17 protein-coding genes are annotated in these 20400 nt (G+C 71.8%); 3 read left to right on the top strand and 14 right to left on the bottom strand.

Annotated elements, in window-relative coordinates; translation table 11 throughout:
- Window positions 1-28 precede the first annotated feature (28 nt).
- On the top strand, window positions 29-1483 hold the full coding sequence (gene argG, locus OG933_RS35540) for an argininosuccinate synthase (RefSeq protein WP_020128875.1): 1455 nt from the start codon (window positions 29-31) through the stop codon (window positions 1481-1483).
- Window positions 1484-1570: 87 nt separating this feature from the next.
- Here the strand turns inward: argG and OG933_RS35535 are convergent, their stop codons facing one another.
- Together OG933_RS35535 and fmt are read right to left on the bottom strand one after the other, a co-directional pair.
- Window positions 1571-2998, bottom strand: a complete 1428-nt coding sequence (locus OG933_RS35535; RefSeq protein WP_362529622.1) for a transcription antitermination factor NusB — start codon at window positions 2996-2998, stop codon at window positions 1571-1573.
- 195 nt (window positions 2999-3193) lie between these two features.
- Window positions 3194-4126, bottom strand: coding sequence for a methionyl-tRNA formyltransferase (gene fmt, locus OG933_RS35530; protein WP_362529619.1), 933 nt, complete (start codon window positions 4124-4126; stop codon window positions 3194-3196).
- 223 nt (window positions 4127-4349) lie between these two features.
- Here fmt and OG933_RS35525 point away from each other — a divergent pair, with 223 nt between their 5' ends.
- A complete protein-coding gene (locus tag OG933_RS35525) occupies window positions 4350-4991 on the top strand; it encodes a hypothetical protein (RefSeq protein ID WP_405630954.1) in 642 nt (213 codons plus the stop codon).
- A gap of 131 nt (window positions 4992-5122) precedes the next feature.
- On the opposite strand, the gene OG933_RS35520 is transcribed toward OG933_RS35525, so the two are convergent.
- Window positions 5123-7276 (bottom strand): primosomal protein N', encoded by a 2154-nt coding sequence (locus tag OG933_RS35520; protein ID WP_362529616.1) that lies wholly within the window; start codon window positions 7274-7276, stop codon window positions 5123-5125.
- A 104-nt stretch (window positions 7277-7380) separates the two neighbouring features.
- Between OG933_RS35520 and OG933_RS35515 the strand changes: the two genes are divergently transcribed.
- Window positions 7381-7677 carry a hypothetical protein gene (locus tag OG933_RS35515; protein ID WP_405630951.1) on the top strand — a complete coding sequence of 99 codons (297 nt, stop codon included), beginning with the start codon at window positions 7381-7383 and terminating at the stop codon, window positions 7675-7677.
- Window positions 7678-7711: 34 nt separating this feature from the next.
- Here OG933_RS35515 and metK read toward each other — a convergent pair whose 3' ends face one another.
- From metK to OG933_RS35460, 11 genes are all read right to left on the bottom strand, one after another.
- Window positions 7712-8920, bottom strand: coding sequence for a methionine adenosyltransferase (gene metK, locus OG933_RS35510; protein WP_020128869.1), 1209 nt, complete (start codon window positions 8918-8920; stop codon window positions 7712-7714).
- 241 nt (window positions 8921-9161) lie between these two features.
- Window positions 9162-10364, bottom strand: coding sequence for a bifunctional phosphopantothenoylcysteine decarboxylase/phosphopantothenate--cysteine ligase CoaBC (gene coaBC / locus OG933_RS35505; RefSeq protein ID WP_362529610.1), 1203 nt, complete (start codon window positions 10362-10364; stop codon window positions 9162-9164).
- A gap of 122 nt (window positions 10365-10486) precedes the next feature.
- Window positions 10487-10759: a DNA-directed RNA polymerase subunit omega gene (gene rpoZ, locus OG933_RS35500; protein WP_003988945.1), complete on the bottom strand. Its 273-nt coding sequence runs from the start codon at window positions 10757-10759 to the stop codon at window positions 10487-10489.
- Window positions 10760-10811: 52 nt separating this feature from the next.
- Window positions 10812-11405 carry a guanylate kinase gene (gene gmk / locus OG933_RS35495; RefSeq protein WP_028806690.1) on the bottom strand — a complete coding sequence of 198 codons (594 nt, stop codon included), beginning with the start codon at window positions 11403-11405 and terminating at the stop codon, window positions 10812-10814.
- Window positions 11406-11465: 60 nt separating this feature from the next.
- On the bottom strand, window positions 11466-11789 hold the full coding sequence (locus OG933_RS35490) for an integration host factor (protein ID WP_003977346.1): 324 nt from the start codon (window positions 11787-11789) through the stop codon (window positions 11466-11468).
- Window positions 11790-12068: 279 nt separating this feature from the next.
- Window positions 12069-12911, bottom strand: coding sequence for an orotidine-5'-phosphate decarboxylase (pyrF, locus tag OG933_RS35485; protein ID WP_200840045.1), 843 nt, complete (start codon window positions 12909-12911; stop codon window positions 12069-12071).
- Window positions 12908-14014, bottom strand: coding sequence for a quinone-dependent dihydroorotate dehydrogenase (locus OG933_RS35480; protein WP_028806689.1), 1107 nt, complete (start codon window positions 14012-14014; stop codon window positions 12908-12910). The genes pyrF and OG933_RS35480 overlap by 4 nt, the downstream gene beginning before the upstream one ends.
- A gap of 78 nt (window positions 14015-14092) precedes the next feature.
- Window positions 14093-17401: a carbamoyl-phosphate synthase large subunit gene (gene carB, locus OG933_RS35475; RefSeq protein ID WP_362529603.1), complete on the bottom strand. Its 3309-nt coding sequence runs from the start codon at window positions 17399-17401 to the stop codon at window positions 14093-14095.
- The gene (gene carA / locus OG933_RS35470; RefSeq protein ID WP_362529599.1) at window positions 17394-18536 is read right to left on the bottom strand and encodes a glutamine-hydrolyzing carbamoyl-phosphate synthase small subunit; all 1143 of its coding nucleotides are present in this window, start codon (window positions 18534-18536) and stop codon (window positions 17394-17396) included. The genes carB and carA overlap by 8 nt, the downstream gene beginning before the upstream one ends.
- Complete coding sequence (locus tag OG933_RS35465) at window positions 18533-19114, bottom strand: hypothetical protein (RefSeq protein WP_142269358.1); 582 nt, start codon at window positions 19112-19114, stop codon at window positions 18533-18535. Before OG933_RS35465 ends, carA begins: the two co-directional genes overlap by 4 nt.
- Window positions 19111-20397 carry a dihydroorotase gene (locus OG933_RS35460; protein ID WP_020128861.1) on the bottom strand — a complete coding sequence of 429 codons (1287 nt, stop codon included), beginning with the start codon at window positions 20395-20397 and terminating at the stop codon, window positions 19111-19113. Before OG933_RS35460 ends, OG933_RS35465 begins: the two co-directional genes overlap by 4 nt.
- Window positions 20398-20400 lie beyond the last annotated feature (3 nt).

Raw genomic sequence — 20400 nt, 5'->3', positions numbered from 1 at the left:
ACCATGCGAGTTCATGCATAATCTTCCTATGTCCAAGGTCCTCACCTCCCTTCCCGCCGGCGAGCGCGTCGGCATCGCCTTCTCCGGCGGGCTCGACACCTCGGTCGCGGTCGCGTGGATGCGCGACAAGGGTGCCGTCCCGTGCACCTACACCGCCGACATCGGCCAGTACGACGAGCCCGACATCGCCTCGGTGCCCGGCCGCGCGAAGGCCTACGGCGCCGAGATCGCGCGCCTGGTCGACTGCCGCGCCGCTCTGGTCGAGGAGGGCCTGGCCGCACTCACCTGCGGGGCGTTCCACATCCGCTCGGGCGGGCGCGCCTACTTCAACACCACGCCCCTCGGCCGTGCCGTCACCGGCACCCTCCTGGTCCGGGCGATGCTCGAGGACAACGTCCAGATCTGGGGCGACGGCTCGACCTTCAAGGGCAACGACATCGAGCGGTTCTACCGCTACGGCCTGCTGGCCAACCCCCACCTGCGGATCTACAAGCCCTGGCTGGACGCGGACTTCGTGACCGAGCTCGGCGGCCGCAAGGAAATGTCGGAGTGGCTCGTCGCCCACGACCTGCCCTACCGGGACAGCACGGAGAAGGCGTACTCCACCGACGCCAACATCTGGGGCGCCACCCACGAGGCCAAGACCCTGGAGCACCTGGACACCGGCGTCGAGACCGTCGAGCCCATCATGGGCGTGCGGTTCTGGGACCCGTCGGTCGAGATCGCCACCGAGGACGTGACGATCGGCTTCGACCAGGGCCGCCCCGTGACGATCAACGGCAAGGAGTTCGCCTCCCCCGTCGATCTGGTGATGGAGGCCAACGCCATCGGCGGCCGCCACGGCATGGGCATGTCGGACCAGATCGAGAACCGCATCATCGAGGCCAAGAGCCGCGGCATCTACGAGGCGCCCGGCATGGCCCTGCTGCACGCGGCCTACGAGCGTCTGGTCAACGCCATCCACAACGAGGACACCCTCGCCCAGTACTACAACGAGGGACGGCGCCTCGGCCGGCTGATGTACGAGGGCCGCTGGCTGGACCCGCAGGCCCTGATGGTGCGCGAGTCGCTCCAGCGCTGGGTCGGCGCGGCCGTCACCGGCGAGGTGACGCTGCGACTGCGGCGCGGTGAGGACTACTCGATCCTCAACACCGCCGGCCCGGCCTTCAGCTACCACCCGGACAAGCTGTCCATGGAGCGCACCGAGGACTCCGCGTTCGGCCCGGTGGACCGGATCGGCCAGCTCACCATGCGCAACCTCGACATCGCCGACTCGCGCGCCAAGCTGGAGCAGTACGCCACGCTCGGTCTGATCGGCACCGGCAGCCCCGCGATCGGCGCCGACCAGGCGGCCGCGACCGGTCTCATCGGCACCATGACCGAGCTGCCGGAGGGCGGCGCCGAGGCCATCGCCTCCCGCGGCGAGGTCTCCGACGACGACCAGCTGCTGGACCGCGCCGCGATGGAGTTCGGCACGGACTGACCCCCGCGGAGTATCCGCCCGCGCAGAAGGCCGGCCCCACGCCGTGGACGTGGGGCCGGCCTTCTCGCGTGTCCGTCCGCGCGGGCCTCAGCCCGTCTTCCTGATCAACGCCAGGTACATGGCGTCCGTCCCGTGCAGATGCGGCCAGAGCTGGATGTCCGGCCCGTCACCCAGCTCCGGTACGCCCGGCAGCAGCGGCCGCGCGTCGATCAGCTCGGCCTCCGGATACTGCTTGAGGACGTCGGAGACGACCGACCGGGTCTCGGCGAGGTGCGGCGAACAGGTGGCGTACCCGACGACGCCCCCGACCCGCACCGACTCCAGCGCGGTCCGCAGCAGCCCGCGCTGGAGCGGCCCGAACCCGTCGAGATCCTCCGGCCTGCGCCGCCAGCGTGCCTCGGGCCGCCGCCGCAGGGCGCCGAGACCCGTGCACGGCACGTCCATCAGCACCCGGTCGAAGGAGCCGGGCCGCCACGGCGGCCGGGTCCCGTCGGCGGCGATGACCTGGTAGGGCCCGGGGTTGCCGGCCAGCGCCTTGGCGACGAGCCCCGCGCGGTGCGGCTGCTTCTCGGAGGCGAGCAGCGCGGCCCCCCGCTCGGCGGCGAGGGCGGCGAGCAACGCCGCCTTGCCCCCGGGGCCGGCGCAGCCGTCCAGCCACAGCGCGTCGGACCCGTCGAGCGGCACATTGGCCAGCGCGAGCGCCACGAGCTGGCTGCCCTCGTCCTGCACCCCCGCCCGTCCGTCCCGTACGGCGTCGATCGCTCCCGGCTCGCCGCCCTCGGTGAGCCGCACGGCGTACGGCGACCAGTGCCCGGCGACCGAGGCCTCCTCCCGGAGCAACTCCTCGGTGGTGGCCCGCCCGGGCCGGGCGACGAGCGTGACCTCGGGCCGCTCGTTGTCCGCCGCCAGCAGCTCCTCGATGCCGGCCCGCCCGCCGCCGAGGGAGTCCCACAGTGCGGAGACCACCCAGCGCGGGTGCGAGTGCACGACGGCGAGGTGGTCCTCGGGATCGTCCTCGTAGGGCGGAGCGACCTTGTCGAGCCACTCGTCGAGATCGTGCGCCGCGACCTTGCGCAGCACGGCGTTGACGAACTTGGCACGTCCGTCGCCGAGCACGACCCGGGCGAGCTCGACGGAGGCGGACACGGCCGCATGGGTCGGGATACGTGTTCCGAGCAGCTGATGCACGCCCAGACTCAGCACGTCGAGGACCGGCGGGTCGACCTCGCGCAGCGGCCGGTCGACACACGCGGAGATGACGGCGTCGTACGTGCCCTGCCGGCGCAGCGTCCCGTACACCAGCTCGGTGGCGAGGGCCGCGTCCCGGGCGTCGAACTTGTCGGGTCCCTCCTTCTCGCGTGCCTTGCGCAGCAGCGGCGGCAGCACGAGGTTGGCGTACGCGTCCCGCTCGTCCACGGCCCGCAGCGCCTCGAAGGCGAGCATGCGGACGGGGTCCTTCTGAGGCCGGCGGTAGGGCTTGCCCGGCTTGCGGGAACGGTGGGGCTGATCGCTCACGAAAAGGTGCTCCGGATTGCAGAAGGAAAAGGAGGAAAGGTGCGTCCAGCGTACGTCGGTGGTACGCCGGGCGGACCTGCCGACCGGCGCCCGCGGACCGGGGGCGGGACCCACGGGCTCGGCGGCGCTCACGGACCGGGCGGGGCTCACGGACCGGGCGGGGCTCACGGACCGGGCGGGGCTTGTGCAGGAGCGTTACGCCCCGAGGGTGTCCCCGTCCCCGATCCGGGCGCCCCGGGCCCAGTCGGCGGCCCGCATCGGCTTCTTGCCCTGCGCCTGCACCCACAGCAGCTCGACCGCGTACGAGCCGGTGCCGACGTGCACGCTGTTCTTGCCGACGAGGAGCGCGCCCGGGGCGAGATCGGTCCGCTCGGGAACCGGCTGGACCTGGATGAGCTTGAGCCGCTCCCCGCGGAAGGTGGTCCAGGCGCCGGGGGCGGGGGTGCAGCCGCGCACGACCCGGTCGACCCGCAGAGCCGGGGTGGCCCAGTCGACCTGAGCGTCCTCGACGGTGATCTTCGGCGCGAGGGTGATCCCCTCACCCGGCTGCGGCACGGCCTTCAGTGTGCCGTCCTCGATCCCGTCCATGGTCGCGGCGAGCAGCCCGCTGCCGGCGAAGGCCAGCCGCGTGAGCAGGTCACCGCTGGTGTCGGTGGGCCGGATCTCCTCGGTGACCGTCCCGTAGACCGGCCCCGAGTCGAGTCCCTCCTCGATGAGGAAGGTGGACGCGCCGGTGATCTCGTCCCCCGCCATCACGGCGTGCTGCACGGGAGCGGCCCCGCGCCAGGCCGGCAGCAGCGAGAAGTGCAGGTTGACCCAGCCGTGGGCCGGGATGTCCAGCGCCACCCTGGGCAGCAGCGCCCCGTAGGCCACGACGGGACAGCAGTCGGGCGCGATCTCCCGCAGCCGCTCCAGGAACTCCGGATCGCGCGGCTTGGCGGGCCTCAGCACTTCGATGCCCGCCTCCTCGGCGCGCTGGGCGACGGGAGAGGCGATCAGCCTGCGCCCCCGTCCGGCCGGCGCGTCGGGCCGCGTGACGACGGCGGCCACCTCATGCCGCCCGGAGGCGATCAGAGCGTCCAGGGCGGGAACGGCGACCTCGGGGGTACCGGCGAAGACGAGCTTCATGAGTGGGCGGGGCCTCTCGGGCGGGACGGACGACGGGCAACGCACAAGTTTATGACGCCGACCGGGCAGGCCGCCGACGGGCGGGAGGCCCCACGAGCCGCGCCCTCCGGGGGGCGTACGCATATGCCCATACGCCCCCACACCGTGACCAGCGGCGCGAACCCGCGTTGGTCAAGAAAGAGTTGACCACACCTTCTTCAACGCCGGTTCGAGAGGCTTGTTCATGGCCGACCATGCAACCCACGACGCCCAGGCCCGGGCCAGCCTGCACTTGCTGGTGCGGGACATCGAGCGCGTCCGACGGCAGGTGGACGCACTGCGCACCCTCACCGCCCAGCTGGGCAACGTCTACCGCCCCCGCCGCTCCGGCCCGTCCACGGGCTTCGTCGTCTACGGACGCGCCCCCGCCCCCACGGTCCGCCTCGCCCAGGAGCTGCGGGACAGCGTCGAGACACTGGTCACCGCGGCGGTGGACTTCGACCGTTCGCTCGGCTTCTCGTGGGACGCGGTGGGCTCCGCCCTCGGGGTCACCAAGCAGGCCGTACACCGCCGCTACGGCGCCCGCCGGGCCGCGGCCCAGGCCGCCACCGCCGAGGCCGAGCGACCCGCCGAGCCCACCGCCGCCCGCACGGTCACCGTCAACACGGGCATCCCGACGGTTCCCACGGTTCCGGCCGCCCGCTCGATGCCGACCCAGCCGACGGCCGGCAGCCCGGCCCTGCGTGACGCCGGGGCCCCGGCCCTGCGTGACGCCGGGAGCTCTGCCTTGCGCGAGGCCGGCGCCCCGGCGCTGCGTGACGTCGGCAGCCCGGCCCTGCGCGACGAGGCGAGGCCGACCGCCTTCCCCGGCCCGCGCAACGGCTGACGCACCGCATCCCGCGCCGAGCACCTCCCCACCCCGTCCCCTCCCCACCCTGCCCTCTCGGCCCCCGCCCGAGAGGGCAGTCGCACACCCGGCCCTCCCCCACCGCACCGGCGCCGGCTCCGCGTCGTCCCTCAGCCGATGTCCGGGGGATCGATCCGCACCCGTACGGCCTCCTCGCCACCCCGCGCCATCCGAGCCGCCTGCGCGGTCTTCAGCGCGGCAGCCAGCGCGGCGCCCCTCCCGGGCGGCACCCGGAGCAGCGCCCGCTCCCACTCCTCCCCGGGGGGCGGCGCCCCCGGCCGGCGAGGCCGCCCCGCCGGGCCCGTCGGCACCGGAACCGGCCCCAGCAGCTCCGCCTCCGGCGGCAGTTCTACGGCCTTCAGGAACGCGGTCAGGGCCTGCGCCGTCCCCGACACCGCCGCCATCCGCGACACCGGCGGAAAGCCCAGCTCGGCCCGCTCGGAGAGCTCCCGCACCGCGTGTCCCACCGGATCCCAGCGCACCAGCGCCTGGACGGGCCGCAGGGTCGGCTCGGCGACGACGACCACGGTTCCCCCCTCCCCCGACGGCCGTACCAGCGCGGCCGCCGCGATCCAGCGGCGCAGCGCGTCCTCCCCGGCCCGCAGGTCGGGCCGCCCGAGCATGGCCCAGCCGTCCAGCAGCAGCGCGGCCGCGTACCCGCCCTCGGCGACCGGCTCGGCCCCGGGCGTGGACACCACGAGCGCGGGCGCCCCCGGCACGGTGTCCAGCACCTGCTCCCGCCCCGACGTCCGTACCGGCACGGCGGGAAACGCCCGCCCCAGCTCCTCGGCGGTCCGCCGGGCCCCCACGACCTGGGCCCGCAAGCGGAACGAGCCGCACTCGGGACAGTGCCAGGCGCTCTCCTCACGCCCGCACCACCCGCACCACACCGCACCCCCGTCCCGCGCCTCCAACGGCCCGGAGCAGTGCCGGCACCGGGCGGCGGCCCGGCACTGCGCACACGCCATCCGCGGCACATAGCCCCGCCGGGGCACCTGCACGAGCACCGGCCCGTGCCGCAACCCCTCCCGGGCCGCCTGCCAGGCGAGGGTGGGCAGCCGGGCGGCCCGGGCGGCCTCGTCCCGCGCGAGGTCCTGGTCGCCCACGGTGCGCACCAGCGGAGCGCTGTGCCGCACCTGCTCCCGTGCGGCGACCAACGGCCGCGCCCATCCGCTCTCGACGAGCTGCGCGCCCTCCACGGTGCAGCTCCAACCCCCCATCAGGAAACCGCACTTGTCCTGCGCGGCCCGCAGCAGCAGCACCTCGCGCGCATGGGGCTGCGGCGCGTGCTGCTCGCTGTGGCTGTCGTCCCCGTCGTCCCAGAGCGCGACCAGGCCGAGGTTCTGGACCGGCGCGAACATCGCGGCACGCGTCCCGACGACCGCGCGCACGGAACCCCGCCGCACGGCGAGCCACTCCCGATACCGCTTCTCGGGCCCGGCGTCCGCGGTGAGCAGCGCATGCCGTCCCTCCCCCAGCAACGCCGTCAACGCGGCGTCGACCCGTGCGGCGGCCCGCCCGTCGGGTACGACGACCAGGGCCCCGCGTCCCGAGGCGAGCGTCGCGGCGACGGCCCGCGCCAGCTCCTCGCTCCACCGGGGGCCGGGCAGCGCGTTCCACACCGCCCGGGGCGCGCCCCCGGACGCCAGCGACTCGACGAACGCGCCCCCTCGCTCGTACCGCCCCCATGACCCGGCCTCCGGCGCTTTCGGCGGCGGCAGCGGCGCCGGGGAGGGGCGCTGCTCGGCGCGCGCGTTACGCGGCGGCACGGCCAGCTGGAGGACGTCGGCCAGGCTTCCCGCGTACCGGTCGGCGACGGCCCGCGCCAGGCCCAGCAGCTCCTCGCTCAGCACCGGCTCGGGCGACACCACCTGGGCGAGCGCCGCGAGCGGCCCGGAGTAGTCCGATGCGGCGAGCCGCTCGACGAGGAACCCGTCGATGAGCCCCCCGCCCTCGCGCCGCCCTTCCCGCACCCGACCGCGCCCGGCCCCGAACCGCACCCGCACCCGCACCCCCGGCTGGGCGTCGGCGTCCAGCTCGGCCGGCACCGCGTAGTCGAAGTACCGGTCCAGATGCAGCACACCCTTGTCGACGAGCACGCGCGCGACCGGCAGCTCCTCGGCCAGCGCGGCCCCCCGCCAGGTCCGGGGCTTGGCCCGCGGCGTCTTGGCCTGCCGCACGCTCTCCCGGATCAGCGCGAGCTGCTCGGGCGGCGCGCCCTCCCCGGCCGCACCGCCGTCCCCCTGCCCGTTCTCGCTGCTCACGCTTGCATTCTTACCAAACGCCACTGACAACGGTCCTTCCGCCGAGGCTCTGTTCCCCGTCCGGCGCCGCAGGAGGTCGGCTGGGCACGTGAGCGTTCGAGACGTTGGGCACGATCGACGTCCCCGAACACCCGGCGGACGACCCGGACGGCGCCACGCACCTGTTCCGGCTGCTCACCGACCGCTCACCGCAGACCTTCCGGCGGAGGGCGGAGGACCACTACGAGGTCCCGGTCGATCCGGAGGCCGTCCGGCACGTCCTCGCCTCCCGTCCGCCGACTTCGGCGGTGGTCGCCGCGCTGAGCCCCGAGCTCGCCCTGCTCGGCCTGGCGAAGATCGTCGAGCAGACCGGCCACCCGCGGCGGGTGACCCGCGCAAACGCCGAGGCCCGGCCTCCCTGAGGAGGCCGGGCCCATGCGTCGTGCCGGGGAGGACCTACAGTCCCGCGGCCTTGCGCAGCGCGTCCACGCGGTCCGTGCGCTCCCACGTGAAGTCGGGCAGCTCACGGCCGAAGTGGCCGTACGCGGCGGTCTGGGCGTAGATCGGACGCAGCAGGTCGAGGTCGCGGATGATCGCGGCCGGGCGGAGGTCGAAGACCTCGTCGATGGCCTTCTCGATCTTCTCGGCGTCGACCTTGGCGGTACCGAAGGTCTCCACGAAGAGACCGACCGGCTCGGCCTTGCCGATCGCGTAGGCGACCTGGACCTCGCAGCGCGCGGCGAGACCCGCGGCCACCACGTTCTTCGCGACCCAGCGCATCGCGTACGCAGCCGAGCGGTCGACCTTCGACGGGTCCTTGCCCGAGAAGGCGCCGCCACCGTGCCGGGCGAAGCCGCCGTAGGTGTCGATGATGATCTTGCGACCGGTGAGGCCGGCGTCGCCCATCGGGCCGCCGATCTCGAAGCGGCCGGTCGGGTTGACCAGCAGACGGTAGTTCTCGGTGTCGAGCTTGATGCCCTCGTCCAGGAGCGCCTTCAGCTCCGGCTCCACCACGAACTCGCGGATGTCCGGGGCCAGCAGGGAGTCCAGGTCGATGTCGCTCGCGTGCTGCGAGGAGACGACGACCGTGTCGAGACGGAGGGCCTTGTCGCCGTCGTACTCGATGGTGACCTGGGTCTTGCCGTCGGGACGCAGGTAGGGGATGGTCCCGTTCTTGCGGACGTCCGACAGGCGCTTCGACAGCCGGTGCGCCAGGAAGATCGGCAGCGGCATCAGGGTCGGCGTCTCGTCCGACGCGTAGCCGAACATCAGGCCCTGGTCGCCGGCGCCCTGGCGGTCCAGCTCGTCCTCGTCGCCCTCGACGCGGTTCTCGTACGCCGTGTCGACACCCTGGGCGATGTCCGGGGACTGCGCGCCGATGGACACCGAGACGCCGCAGGAGGCGCCGTCGAAGCCCTTCTTCGAGGAGTCGTAGCCGATCTCGAGGATCTTGTCGCGCACGAGCTGGGGGATCGGCGCGTAGGCCTTGGTCGTGACCTCGCCGGCCACGTGCACCAGACCGGTCGTGATCAAGGTCTCCACGGCGACCCGGGAGGCCGGGTCCTCGCGCAGCAGGGCATCGAGAATGGTGTCGCTGATCTGGTCAGCGATCTTGTCGGGGTGACCCTCGGTCACAGACTCCGAGGTGAACAGGCGACGGGACACAACGCTCCCTGGGGTTGCAGCGGCTGCTGGCTGATCATTGGCGGACGCGACAGGAGCTGCGCCCGGCGTCGTCCGAGAACAGTTTATCGGTCGTGCCCCTCCACCGGGCCACCCGTCTCGCCTCTCGGGAAGCGCTGTGACCTGCGGCACGGGCATTCTGCCGAATGCCGAGCACCGTTGGCCAGGGGCGCCACACCCGAATCGACCGAGCGGGAGGACGACGGGGAAGCGCATCAAACAGTCAGGTCAGGCGCCGCGTCACCAGGTCCCACACGATTTCGGCCAGGGCCTCCTTGGGCCCGTACGGCACGGGAGTTTCGCTGCCGTCGACGCCCAGCACGACCGCTTCGTTCTCCTCGGAGCCGAAGGTCTTGCGCTCCCCCACCTCGTTCACCACCAGCAGATCACAGCCCTTGCGCCGGAGCTTCGACCGGCCGTTGGCCAGGACGTCGTCGGTCTCGGCCGCGAAGCCCACAACCACCTGGTTGGAGCGCGCCCGGTCGGCGGAGACCTCCGCGAGGATGTCCGGATTCCGTACGAGAACGATGGGGTCCGGTTCCCGGCCGTCCTGCTTCTTGATCTTTCCGGCCGCGTAGGTCTCCGGCCGGAAATCGGCCACGGCGGCCGCCATGACGACGGCGTCGGCGTCCGCGGCCGCCTTCAGGACCGCCTCGCGCAGCTGCACGGCCGTGCCGACCTGGACGACGTCGACCCCGGCCGGGTCGGGCAGGCCGGTGTTCGCCGCGATCAGCGTGACGCGGGCGCCACGGGCGGCGGCGGTGCGGGCGAGGGCGTAGCCCTGCTTGCCGGAGGAGCGGTTGCCGAGGAAGCGGACCGGGTCGAGGGGCTCGCGGGTGCCGCCGGCGCTGACCACGACATGCCGGCCGGCGAGGTCGGGTTCGCGCACTCCCCTGGCCAGGACCCGGCGGCAGACCTCGAATATCTCGGCCGGGTCGGGCAGCCGCCCCTTGCCGGTGTCGACGCCGGTGAGCCGGCCGACGGCCGGCTCGATGACGACGGCGCCCCGGCGTCGCAGTGTCGCCACGTTCTCCTGGGTGGCCGGGTGCTCCCACATCTCGGTGTGCATCGCGGGGGCGAGGACGACCGGACAGCGGGCCGTCAGGAGGGTGTTGGTGAGGAGGTCGTCGGCGAGGCCGTGGGCGGCCTTGGCGAGCATGTCCGCGGTGGCCGGGGCGACGACCACCAGGTCGGCCTGCTGGCCGATGCGGACGTGCGGGACCTCGTGGACGTCGTCCCAGACCTCCGTGGAGACGGGGTGGCCGGACAGGGCGGACCAGGTGGCGGCACCGACGAAGTGCAGCGCGGAGGCGGTGGGCACCACCCGGACGTCATGGCCCGACTCGGTCAGTCTGCGCAGCAGCTCACAGGCCTTGTAGGCGGCGATGCCCCCACTGACCCCCAGAACGACCTTCGGCTTGTCCACCGTCTCTCCCCGGACCTCGGAAAACGTACGCCGCGGCTCCCGGCGTACGAGTCCATCAGACACCACAGGCCCGGCAGCCGTGCTGCCGGGCCTGTGGAAAAACCCACTGTGAGCCGAAAATACTACTGAGCGGGGCCCTCTACGGCCTCGGACGTCAGCAGACCGGCGTTGATCTCGCGGAGGGCGATCGAGAGCGGCTTCTCGTGGACGTGGGTGTCCACGAGCGGACCGACGTACTCGAGGAGGCCCTCGCCGAGCTGCGAGTAGTACGCGTTGATCTGGCGGGCCCGCTTGGCCGCGTAGATCACGAGGCTGTACTTCGAGTCGGTGGCCTCGAGGAGCTCGTCGATCGGCGGGTTGATGATGCCCTCGGGCGCGGAGATGGAAGAGGACACGCTCTACCTTCCGATGGATGGGAAAAGACCGGTCGTGATCACAGGCTCGTAATCACACAACATCGACCAAGGCTAGCAGCTCACGCGCGACGTCCTCGACGGAGGTGTTGACCAGGGTCACGTCGAACTCCGGCTCGGCCGCCAGTTCGATCTTCGCCGCCGCCAGGCGGCGCTCGATCACCTCGGGCGGTTCGGTGCCCCGCCCGGTGAGCCTGCGTACCAGTTCCTCCCAGGAGGGAGGGGCCAGGAACACCAGTTGGGCCTCGGGCATGGACTCGCGGACCTGCCGGGCACCCTGGAGATCGATCTCCAGGAGGACCGGCTCACCCGACTCCAGGCGCTCCAGCACCGCGGCGCGCGGAGTGCCGTAGCGGTTGCCCGCGAACTCGGCCCACTCCAGCAGCTCGCCGTTGGCGATCAGCTTGTCCATCTCCTCGTCGGTGACGAAGAAGTAGTGGACTCCGTGCTTCTCGCCGGGCCGCGGCCTGCGGGTCGTCGCCGACACCGAGAGCCAGGCCTCGGGGTGTTCCTTGCGCATATGAGCGACGACCGTGCTCTTGCCGACCCCGGAGGGGCCGGAGAGCACGGTCAGCCGCGGACGTGCGTCCGGGGTTTCGGGGGTCGTCCCCCGGAGTTTTACTGCCATGCAGCGATTATTCCAGCAATCCCGGAGTGCCCGGGACTCCCTCCCCGCGGCACCCGGGAATCAGGAGCCGGTGCTGCCGAACTCACGCTCCAGGGACGCGATCTGGTTGGAACCGAGGCCGCGCACGCGGCGGCTCTCGGAGATGCCGAGTCGCTCCATGATCTGCTTGGCGCGGACCTTGCCCACGCCCGGGAGCGACTCCAGAAGGGCAGAGACCTTCATCTTGCCGATGACGTCGTTTTCCTGACCCTGCTTGATGACCTCGTGAAGCGAGGCGCCGGAGTGCTTGAGTCGATTCTTGACCTCGGCCCGCTCCCGGCGAGCCGCGGCGGCCTTTTCGAGCGCGGCTGCGCGCTGTTCGGGGGTAAGGGGCGGAAGAGCCACGCCTACGTCACCTCGGATGTCGAACTGTCGGATACGGACCGGTGAGGAACCTAGTCGCCCCACACCTGGTGAGTTACGAGCAACACGCGCTGCCCGTTCACTCTCCGTCGGAGACTAGCGGCCAACTCCGCCAGAGTCAGCGAGAACCAAGGAAAAGTCCTGGTCAGCCTCTGCCAGGCCGGACATTTAAGACATAGTGCCCCGGATTTGAGGATGTATCCAGACTCAAGTCGCCCCCGAGCCGCCCGACCGAGCCCCCGGTCGGGCGGCCGAGGCCCGTCAGGCGGCGTCCACGGCCGCCCTGACCTCTCGCGCGAATCGATCCACCGCGTCACGCAGAGCGACGAGGTCGGGACCGTGACGCAACACACCCCGACTCACGTTCGGTACGACATTGCGCACCGCGGACCCGAAGACCCGCGGAAGGTCGGCCGGGGTCGCCCCCTGAGCGCCGACACCTGGTGCGAGGAGCGGACCGTTGATGTCGAGGTCGTACGTCGAGAGGTCGCCCAGGGTGGCGCCGACGACCGCCCCGAAGGAGCCCAGCGGCTCCTCCCCCGCGTTCTCCGCGGCCAGGTGCGCCAGCATCGTCGCGCCCACGTCCCGTCCGTCGGCCCGCACCGCGTGCTGGACCTCGCCGCCCTCCGGGTTCGAGGTCAGCGCCAGCACGAACAGCCCGGCGCCGCTCTCGCGCGCCGACGCCACCGCCGGGGAGAGGGATCCGTAACCGAGGTACGGCGACACGGTGAGGGCGTCGGAGAACAGCGGGGCGTCCTTGTGCAGGAAGGACTCGGCGTACGCGGCCATGGTCGAGCCGATGTCACCGCGCTTGGCGTCCATCACGACCAGGGCACCGGCCGCCCGGGCCTCCTGCACCGTCTTCTCCAGGACGGCGACGCCGCGCGAGCCGAACCGCTCGAAGAAGGCGCTCTGCGGCTTCAGCAGGGCGACCCGGTCGGCCGTCGCCTCGACGACCGTGCGGCTGAACCGCTCCAGGCCGGCGACATCGTCGTTCAGGCCCCACTCGGCGAGCAGGGAGGCGTGCGGGTCGATGCCGACGCAGAGCGGGCCACGCTCGTCCATGGCCCGGCGCAGCCGCGCGCCGAAGGGCTCCAGGGTCATGCCGTCTTCCTCACGTCGGCGCCGACCGCGTCGGCGAGAGTGGCGTAGGGGCTCGTCCGCAGGCGGGCGGCCAGGCCCTTGTGGATCGCACGGCCCCAGAAGGGCCCCTCGTAGATGAAGGCGCTGTACCCCTGGACCAGCGTGGCACCGGCCAGGATGCGCTGCCAGGCGTCCTCGGCGTCCTCCACGCCGCCGACGCCCACCAGGGTGACGCGGTCGCCCACGCGCGCGTAGAGGCGGCGCAGCACCTCCAGGGAGCGTGCCTTGAGGGGCGCCCCGGACAGTCCGCCGGTCTCCTTCACCAGCGAGGGGTCGGAGGTCAGCCCGAGACCCTCGCGCGCGATGGTGGTGTTGGTGGCGATGATCCCGTCCAGGCCGAGTTCCACGGCCAGGTCGGCGACCGCGTCGACGTCCTCGTCGGCCAGGTCCGGGGCGATCTTGACCAGCAGCGGGACCCGCCGCGAGGTCACCACCCGGTCGGCGGCCTCGCGGACGGCGCTCAGCAGCGGCCGCAGCGCCTCGGTGGCCTGGAGGTTGCGCAGCCCCGGGGTGTTCGGCGAGGACACGTTGACGACCAGGTAGTCGGCGTACGGCGCGAGCCGCTCGGTCGACTTCACGTAGTCGCCGACGGCCTCCTCCTCCGGTACGACCTTGGTCTTGCCGATGTTGACGCCGACCACGGGCTTGAAGACGGGCGTACGGGAGGCCAGGCGCGCTGCGACGGCCAGCGAGCCCTCGTTGTTGAAGCCCATGCGGTTGATGAGCCCCCGGTCCTTCACGAGCCGGAACAGCCGCTGGGCGGGGTTGCCGGGCTGCGGCTCACCGGTGACCGTGCCGATCTCGACGTGGTCGAAGCCCAGCATCGACATCCCGTCGATCGCGACGGCGTTCTTGTCGAAGCCCGCGGCGAGTCCGAAGGGGCCGTGCATGCGCAGCCCGAAGGCCTCGGTGCGCAGTTCCTCGTACCGGGGGGCCAGGGCGGCCGCGACGAACGTGCGCAGCACCGGGATCCGCACGGCGAGCCGGATCCAGCGGAAGGCCAGGTGGTGGGCGCGCTCGGGGTCCATCCGCTGGAAGACCAGCCGGAAGAATTGCTTGTACATGGTCATGTCCTCCAAGGAGCCTCGCGAAGAGGTGTCATGAAGAGGGGGACACCGTTTCCGGTGTCCCCCTGAGGGCTGCTAGTCGCGGGCCGCGGTCAGGTGTTCCGCGTGTTCCTGGAGTGAGCGCACGCCCACGTCCCCGTGGTTGAGGGCGTCGATGCCCTGGACGGCCGCGGCGAGCGCCTGGACCGTCGTCAGGCACGGCACGGACCGCGCCACGGCCGCCGTACGGATCTCGTAGCCGTCGAGGCGGCCACCGGTGCCGTACGGGGTGTTGACGATGAGGTCGACCTCGCCGTCGTGGATGAGCTGGACGATGGTCTTCTCGCCGTTCGGGCCGGTGCCCTCGGACTGCTTGCGCACGACCTTCGCGTTGAGGCCGTTGCGCCTGAGCACCTCGGCCGTGCCGGAGGTGGCGAGCAGCTCGAAGCCGTGGGCGACCAGCTCACGGGCCGGGAAGATCATCGAGCGCTTGTCGCGGTTGGCGACCGAGATGAACGCGCGGCCCTTGGTGGGCAGCGGGCCGTAGGCGCCCGCCTGCGACTTCGCGTACGCCGTGCCGAAGACGGAGTCGATGCCCATGACCTCGCCGGTGGAGCGCATCTCCGGGCCGAGCACGGTGTCGACACCGCGGCCGGAGGTGTCCCGGAAGCGGGTCCACGGCATCACGGCCTCCTTGACGGAGATCGGCGCGTCCAGCGGCAGCTCACCGCCGTCGCCGGTCGCCGGGAGCAGCCCCTCGGCGCGCAGCTCGGCGACGGTCGCGCCCAGCGAGATCCGGGCGGCGGCCTTCGCCAGCGGCACCGCGGTCGCCTTCGAGGTGAAGGGGACCGTGCGGGACGCGCGCGGGTTGGCCTCCAGGACGTAGAGGATGTCGCCGGCCATCGCGAACTGGATGTTGATCAGACCGCGCACACCGACGCCCTTGGCGATCGCCTCGGTGGAGGCCCGCAGGCGCTTGATGTCGAAGCCGCCCAGGGTGATCGGGGGCAGGGCGCACGCCGAGTCGCCGGAGTGGATGCCGGCCTCCTCGATGTGCTCCATGACGCCGCCGAGATACAGCTCCTCGCCGTCGTAGAGCGCGTCGACGTCGATCTCGATGGCGTCGTCGAGGAAGCGGTCGACGAGCACCGGCCGGGTGGGGCTGATCTCGGTCGACTCGGCGATGTAGGAGGACAGCCGGGTCTCGTCGTAGACGATCTCCATGCCACGGCCGCCGAGCACGTACGACGGCCGCACCAGGACCGGGTAGCCGATCTCGTCCGCGATGGCCTTGGCCTCGGAGAAGGTGGTGGCCGTGCCGTGCTTCGGGGCCGGCAGACCGGCCTCGGCGAGCACCCGCCCGAAGGCGCCCCGGTCCTCGGCCGCGTGGATGGCCTCGGGCGACGTGCCGACGATCGGCACGCCGTTGTCCTTCAGCGCCTGCGCCAGGCCCAGCGGGGTCTGGCCGCCGAGCTGGACGATCACACCGGCGATCGGTCCTGCCAGCGACTCCGCGTGGACGATCTCCAGCACGTCTTCCAGCGTCAGCGGCTCGAAGTACAGACGGTCGGAGGTGTCGTAGTCCGTGGAGACGGTCTCCGGGTTGCAGTTGACCATCACGGTCTCGTAGCCCGCGTCGCTGAGCGCGAAGGAGGCGTGGACGCAGGAGTAGTCGAACTCGATGCCCTGGCCGATGCGGTTCGGGCCGGAGCCCAGGATGATCACCGCGGGCTTCTCGCGGGGCGCGACCTCGCTCTCCTCGTCGTAGGAGGAGTAGAAGTACGGCGTCTTCGCGGCGAACTCGGCGGCGCAGGTGTCGACCGTCTTGTAGACCGGGCGGATGCCCAGGGCGTGCCGGACCTCACGGACGACGTCCTCGCGCAGCCCGCGGATCTCGGCGATCTGCTGGTCCGAGAAGCCGTGCCGCTTGGCCTCGGCGAGCAGCTCGACGTCCAGGCGCTCGGCGGCGGCCAGCTCGTCGGCGGTCTCCTTGATGAGGAAGAGCTGGTCGACGAACCAGGGGTCGATCTTCGTGAACTCGAAGACCTCCTCGGGGGTGGCGCCCGCGCGGATGGCCTGCATGACGGTGTTGATACGCCCGTCGGTGGGCCGTACGGCCTCGCGCAGCAGCTCGTCCTTGTCGCCGGGCTCGCCGACGAACGTGAACTGGCTGCCCTTCTTCTCCAGCGAGCGCAGCGCCTTCTGGAAGGCCTCGGTGAAGTTGCGGCCGATGGCCATGGCCTCGCCGACCGACTTCATGGTCGTGGTCAGCGTGGAGTCGGCGCTCGGGAACTTCTCGAAGGCGAAGCGCGGGGCCTTCACGACCACGTAGTCGAGCGTCGGCTCGAAGGAGGCCGGGGTCTCCAGCGTGATGTCGTTCGGGATCTCGTCGAGGGTGTAGCCGACGGCGAGCTTGGCGGCGATCTTGGCGATCGGGAAGCCGGTGGCCTTGGAGGCGAGGGCCGAGGACCGCGACACGCGCGGGTTCATCTCGATGACGATGATCCGGCCGTCCTCGGGGTTCACCGCGAACTGGATGTTGCAGCCGCCGGTGTCGACGCCGACCTCGCGGATGATCGCGATGCCGATGTCGCGCAGCCGCTGGTACTCGCGGTCGGTCAGCGTCATCGCCGGCGCGACGGTGATCGAGTCACCGGTGTGCACGCCCATGGGGTCGAAGTTCTCGATGGAGCAGACGACCACGACGTTGTCGTTCTTGTCGCGCATCAGCTCCAGCTCGTACTCCTTCCAGCCGAGGATGGACTCCTCCAGGAGCACCTCGGTGGTGGGCGAGAGCGTCAGGCCCTGGCCGGCGATACGGCGCAGCTCCTCCTCGTCGTGGGCGAAGCCGGAGCCGGCGCCGCCCATGGTGAAGGAGGGACGGACGACGACGGGGTAGCCGCCGAGCGTCTCGACGCCCGCGATCACGTCGTCCATGGAGTGGCAGATCACGGACCGGGCGGACTCGCCGTGCCCGATCTTCTCGCGGACGGCCTCGACGACACCCTTGAAGAGGTCGCGGTCCTCGCCCTTGTTGATCGCCTCGACGTTGGCGCCGATCAGCTCGACGCCGTACTTCTCCAGCACACCCTGCTCGTGCATGGAGATCGCGGTGTTGAGGGCCGTCTGGCCGCCCAGGGTGGGCAGCAGGACGTCGGGGCGCTCCTTGGCGATGATCTTCTCGACGAACTCCGGCGTGATCGGCTCGACGTAGGTGGCGTCGGCGATCTCCGGGTCGGTCATGATCGTCGCCGGGTTGGAGTTGACCAGGATGACCCGCAGGCCCTCGGCGCGCAGGATGCGGCACGCCTGGGTGCCGGAGTAGTCGAACTCGGCGGCCTGGCCGATGACGATCGGGCCGGAGCCGATGACCAGGACGGACTGGATATCGGTGCGCTTAGGCACGCTGGCCCTCCATCAGGGATACGAAGCGGTCGAACAGGTAGGCGGCGTCGTGGGGGCCCGCTGCCGCTTCGGGGTGGTACTGGACGGAGAAGGCCGGCTGGTCGAGCAGCTGGAGCCCCTCCACGACGTCGTCGTTGAGGCAGACGTGCGAGACCTCGGCGCGGCCGAACTTCGTCTCGCTGACCCGGTCGAGCGGCGCGTCCACGGCGAACCCGTGGTTGTGCGCGGTGACCTCGACCTTGCCGGTCGTACGGTCCTGGACCGGCTGGTTGATGCCGCGGTGGCCGTACTTCAGCTTGTAGGTGCCGAAGCCGAGGGCGCGGCCGAGGATCTGGTTGCCGAAGCAGATGCCGAAGAGCGGCGTCCTGCGCTGGAGCACCTCGGTCATCAGCGCGACCGGACCGTCGGCGGTGGCCGGGTCGCCCGGGCCGTTGGAGAAGAACACGCCGTCGGGGTCGACGGCGTACACCTGCGCCGCCGAGGCCGTCGCCGGGAGCACGTGCACCTCGATGCCGCGCTCGGCCATGCGGTGCGGGGTCATTCCCTTGATGCCGAGGTCGATGGCGGCGACGGTGAACCGCTTCTCGCCGACCGCCGGGACGACGTAGGCCTCCTTGGTGGTGACCGCCTCGTAGAGGCTCGCGCCCTTCATCTGCGGCTGGGCCTGCACGCGCGCGAGGAGCTCGGTCTGAGAGCCGACCGCCTCGCCGGAGAAGATGCCGGCGCGCATCGAGCCGCTCTCGCGCAGGTGGCGGGTGAGCGCGCGGGTGTCGATGCCGGAGATGCCCACGACGTTCTGCGCGACGAGCTCGTCGTCCAGGGAACGCTTGGCGCGCCAGTTGGAGGGCACACGCGCGGGGTCGCGCACGACGTAGCCGGAGACCCAGATGCGGTCCGACTCGTCGTCCTCGTCGTTCCAGCCGGTGTTGCCGATCTGGGGGGCGGTCGCGACGACGATCTGGCGGTCGTACGACGGGTCGGTCAGGGTCTCCTGGTAGCCGGTCATGCCGGTGGAGAACACCGCTTCGCCGAAGGTTTCCCCCACGGCCCCGTAGGCACGGCCGCGGAAGATCCGGCCGTCCTCCAGGACGAGTACGGCGGGAACCTTGGTGGTTCCCCTGGTGGAGGTCGTCATCGTGCGCCTTCCGTTTCCGTCGGGTTTTCCGTCTTGTCGATCATGGAGTTGATGGCGTCGACCCAGTCGCCGTGCTCGGCCGCGTGGTCCGAGCGGAAGCCGGAGTCGAGCAGTTTGTCGCCGTGTGCCCAGGTCACCACCAGCAGGCCGCCCTCGGTGAGGACCTTGCCGGCGATGCCCTTGTCGAGCCGGGCCTCACGCAGTGCCGCGACCGGGACGAAGAAGTCGGTCGCGCCGGGGCGTACGACGTCCAGTCCCGCGGCCGTCAGGGTGAGCTCGACCCGGCTGCGGGTGCCCAGGCCGTGCGCCACGATGCGGTCGAGCCACTGCCCGGCGGTGGTGGAGCCGTGGTAGCGGCCGCTCATGCCCAGTCTCACCGGGCCGGGGTCGTCCGGCGCGGTGGGGAGCTCGGGCAGGTCGCCCTGGAGCGTGCCGCGCCACTTCCAGCCCTCGCGCATCAGCCAGTAGACGAGCGCGACGAAGAGGCCGAGGCCGACCACCCAGCCGATCCGCGCGGCCCAGTCGGTCACTTCGGCCGATTCCTTTTCGGCCGCGAGCAGTAGTGCAGCAGATGTCACGTGAGCTTCCCGTCGACGAGCGTGGCCTTGCCCCGGAGCCACGTGTGCGTGACACGGCCCGGCAGCTCACGCCCCTCGTACGGGGTGTTCCGGCTGCGCGAGGCGAAGCCCGCGGGGTCCACCGACCCACGGTATTCCGTGTCGACGAGCGTGAGGTTGGCGGGCTCACCTGCCGAGACGGGACGCCCGTGCCCCTTGGCCTGCCCGATCAGGGCGGGCTTGAACGACATCCGGCTCGCGACCCCGGCCCAGTCCAGCAGGCCCGTCTCCACCATCGTCTCCTGGACCACCGACAGCGCGGTCTCCAGGCCGACCATGCCCATGGCGGCCGCGGCCCACTCGCAGTCCTTGTCCTCGTGCGGGTGCGGGGCGTGGTCGGTGGCGACGATGTCGATGGTGCCGTCGGCGAGCGCCTCGCGCAGGGCGAGCACGTCCCGCTCGGTGCGCAGCGGCGGGTTCACCTTGTAGACCGGGTTGTAGCTGCGCACCAGTTCGTCGGTGAGCAGCAGGTGGTGCGGGGTGACCTCGGCGGTCACGTCGATGCCGCGGGACTTGGCCCAGCGGACGATCTCGACCGACCCTGCGGTGGACAGGTGGCAGATGTGGACCCGGGAGCCGACGTGCTCGGCGAGCAGGACGTCCCGGGCGATGATCGACTCCTCGGCCACCGCCGGCCAGCCCCCGAGCCCCAGCTCGGCGGAGACGACGCCCTCGTTCATCTGGGCGCCCTCGGTCAGCCGCGGCTCCTGCGCGTGCTGGGCGACGACCCCGCCGAAGGCCTTCACGTACTCCAGGGCCCGGCGCATGATCACCGCGTCGTCGACGCACTTGCCGTCGTCGGAGAAGACGGTGACGCCGGCCGCCGACTCGTGCATGGCGCCCAGCTCGGCGAGCTTGCGGCCCTCCAGGCCGACCGTGACCGCGCCGATCGGCTGCACGTCGCAGTAGCCGTGCTCCTGGCCGAGCCGGTAGACCTGCTCGACCACGCCGGCGGTGTCGGCCACGGGGAAGGTGTTGGCCATGGCGAACACGGCGGTGTAGCCGCCGGAGGCGGCGGCACGGGTGCCGGTCAGCACCGTCTCGGAGTCCTCGCGGCCCGGCTCGCGCAGATGGGTGTGCAGGTCGACGAGGCCCGGCAGCAGCACCTTGCCTGCGGCCTCGACGACCTCGGCGCCCTCTGCGGACAGCCCCGCGCCGACGGCCTCGATGACCGCGCCGTCGATCAGGACGTCCTGCGGCTCACCGCCGAGCACCTTCGCACCACGGATCAGGATCTTGCTCATGGT

This window comes from Streptomyces sp. NBC_00016 (assembly GCF_045040885.1).
In the GTDB taxonomy this organism is placed as follows: domain Bacteria; phylum Actinomycetota; class Actinomycetes; order Streptomycetales; family Streptomycetaceae; genus Streptomyces; species Streptomyces coriariae.
Note: the sequence above shows the minus strand (reverse complement) of the source record. Positions and strands in the feature narration are given on the sequence as shown.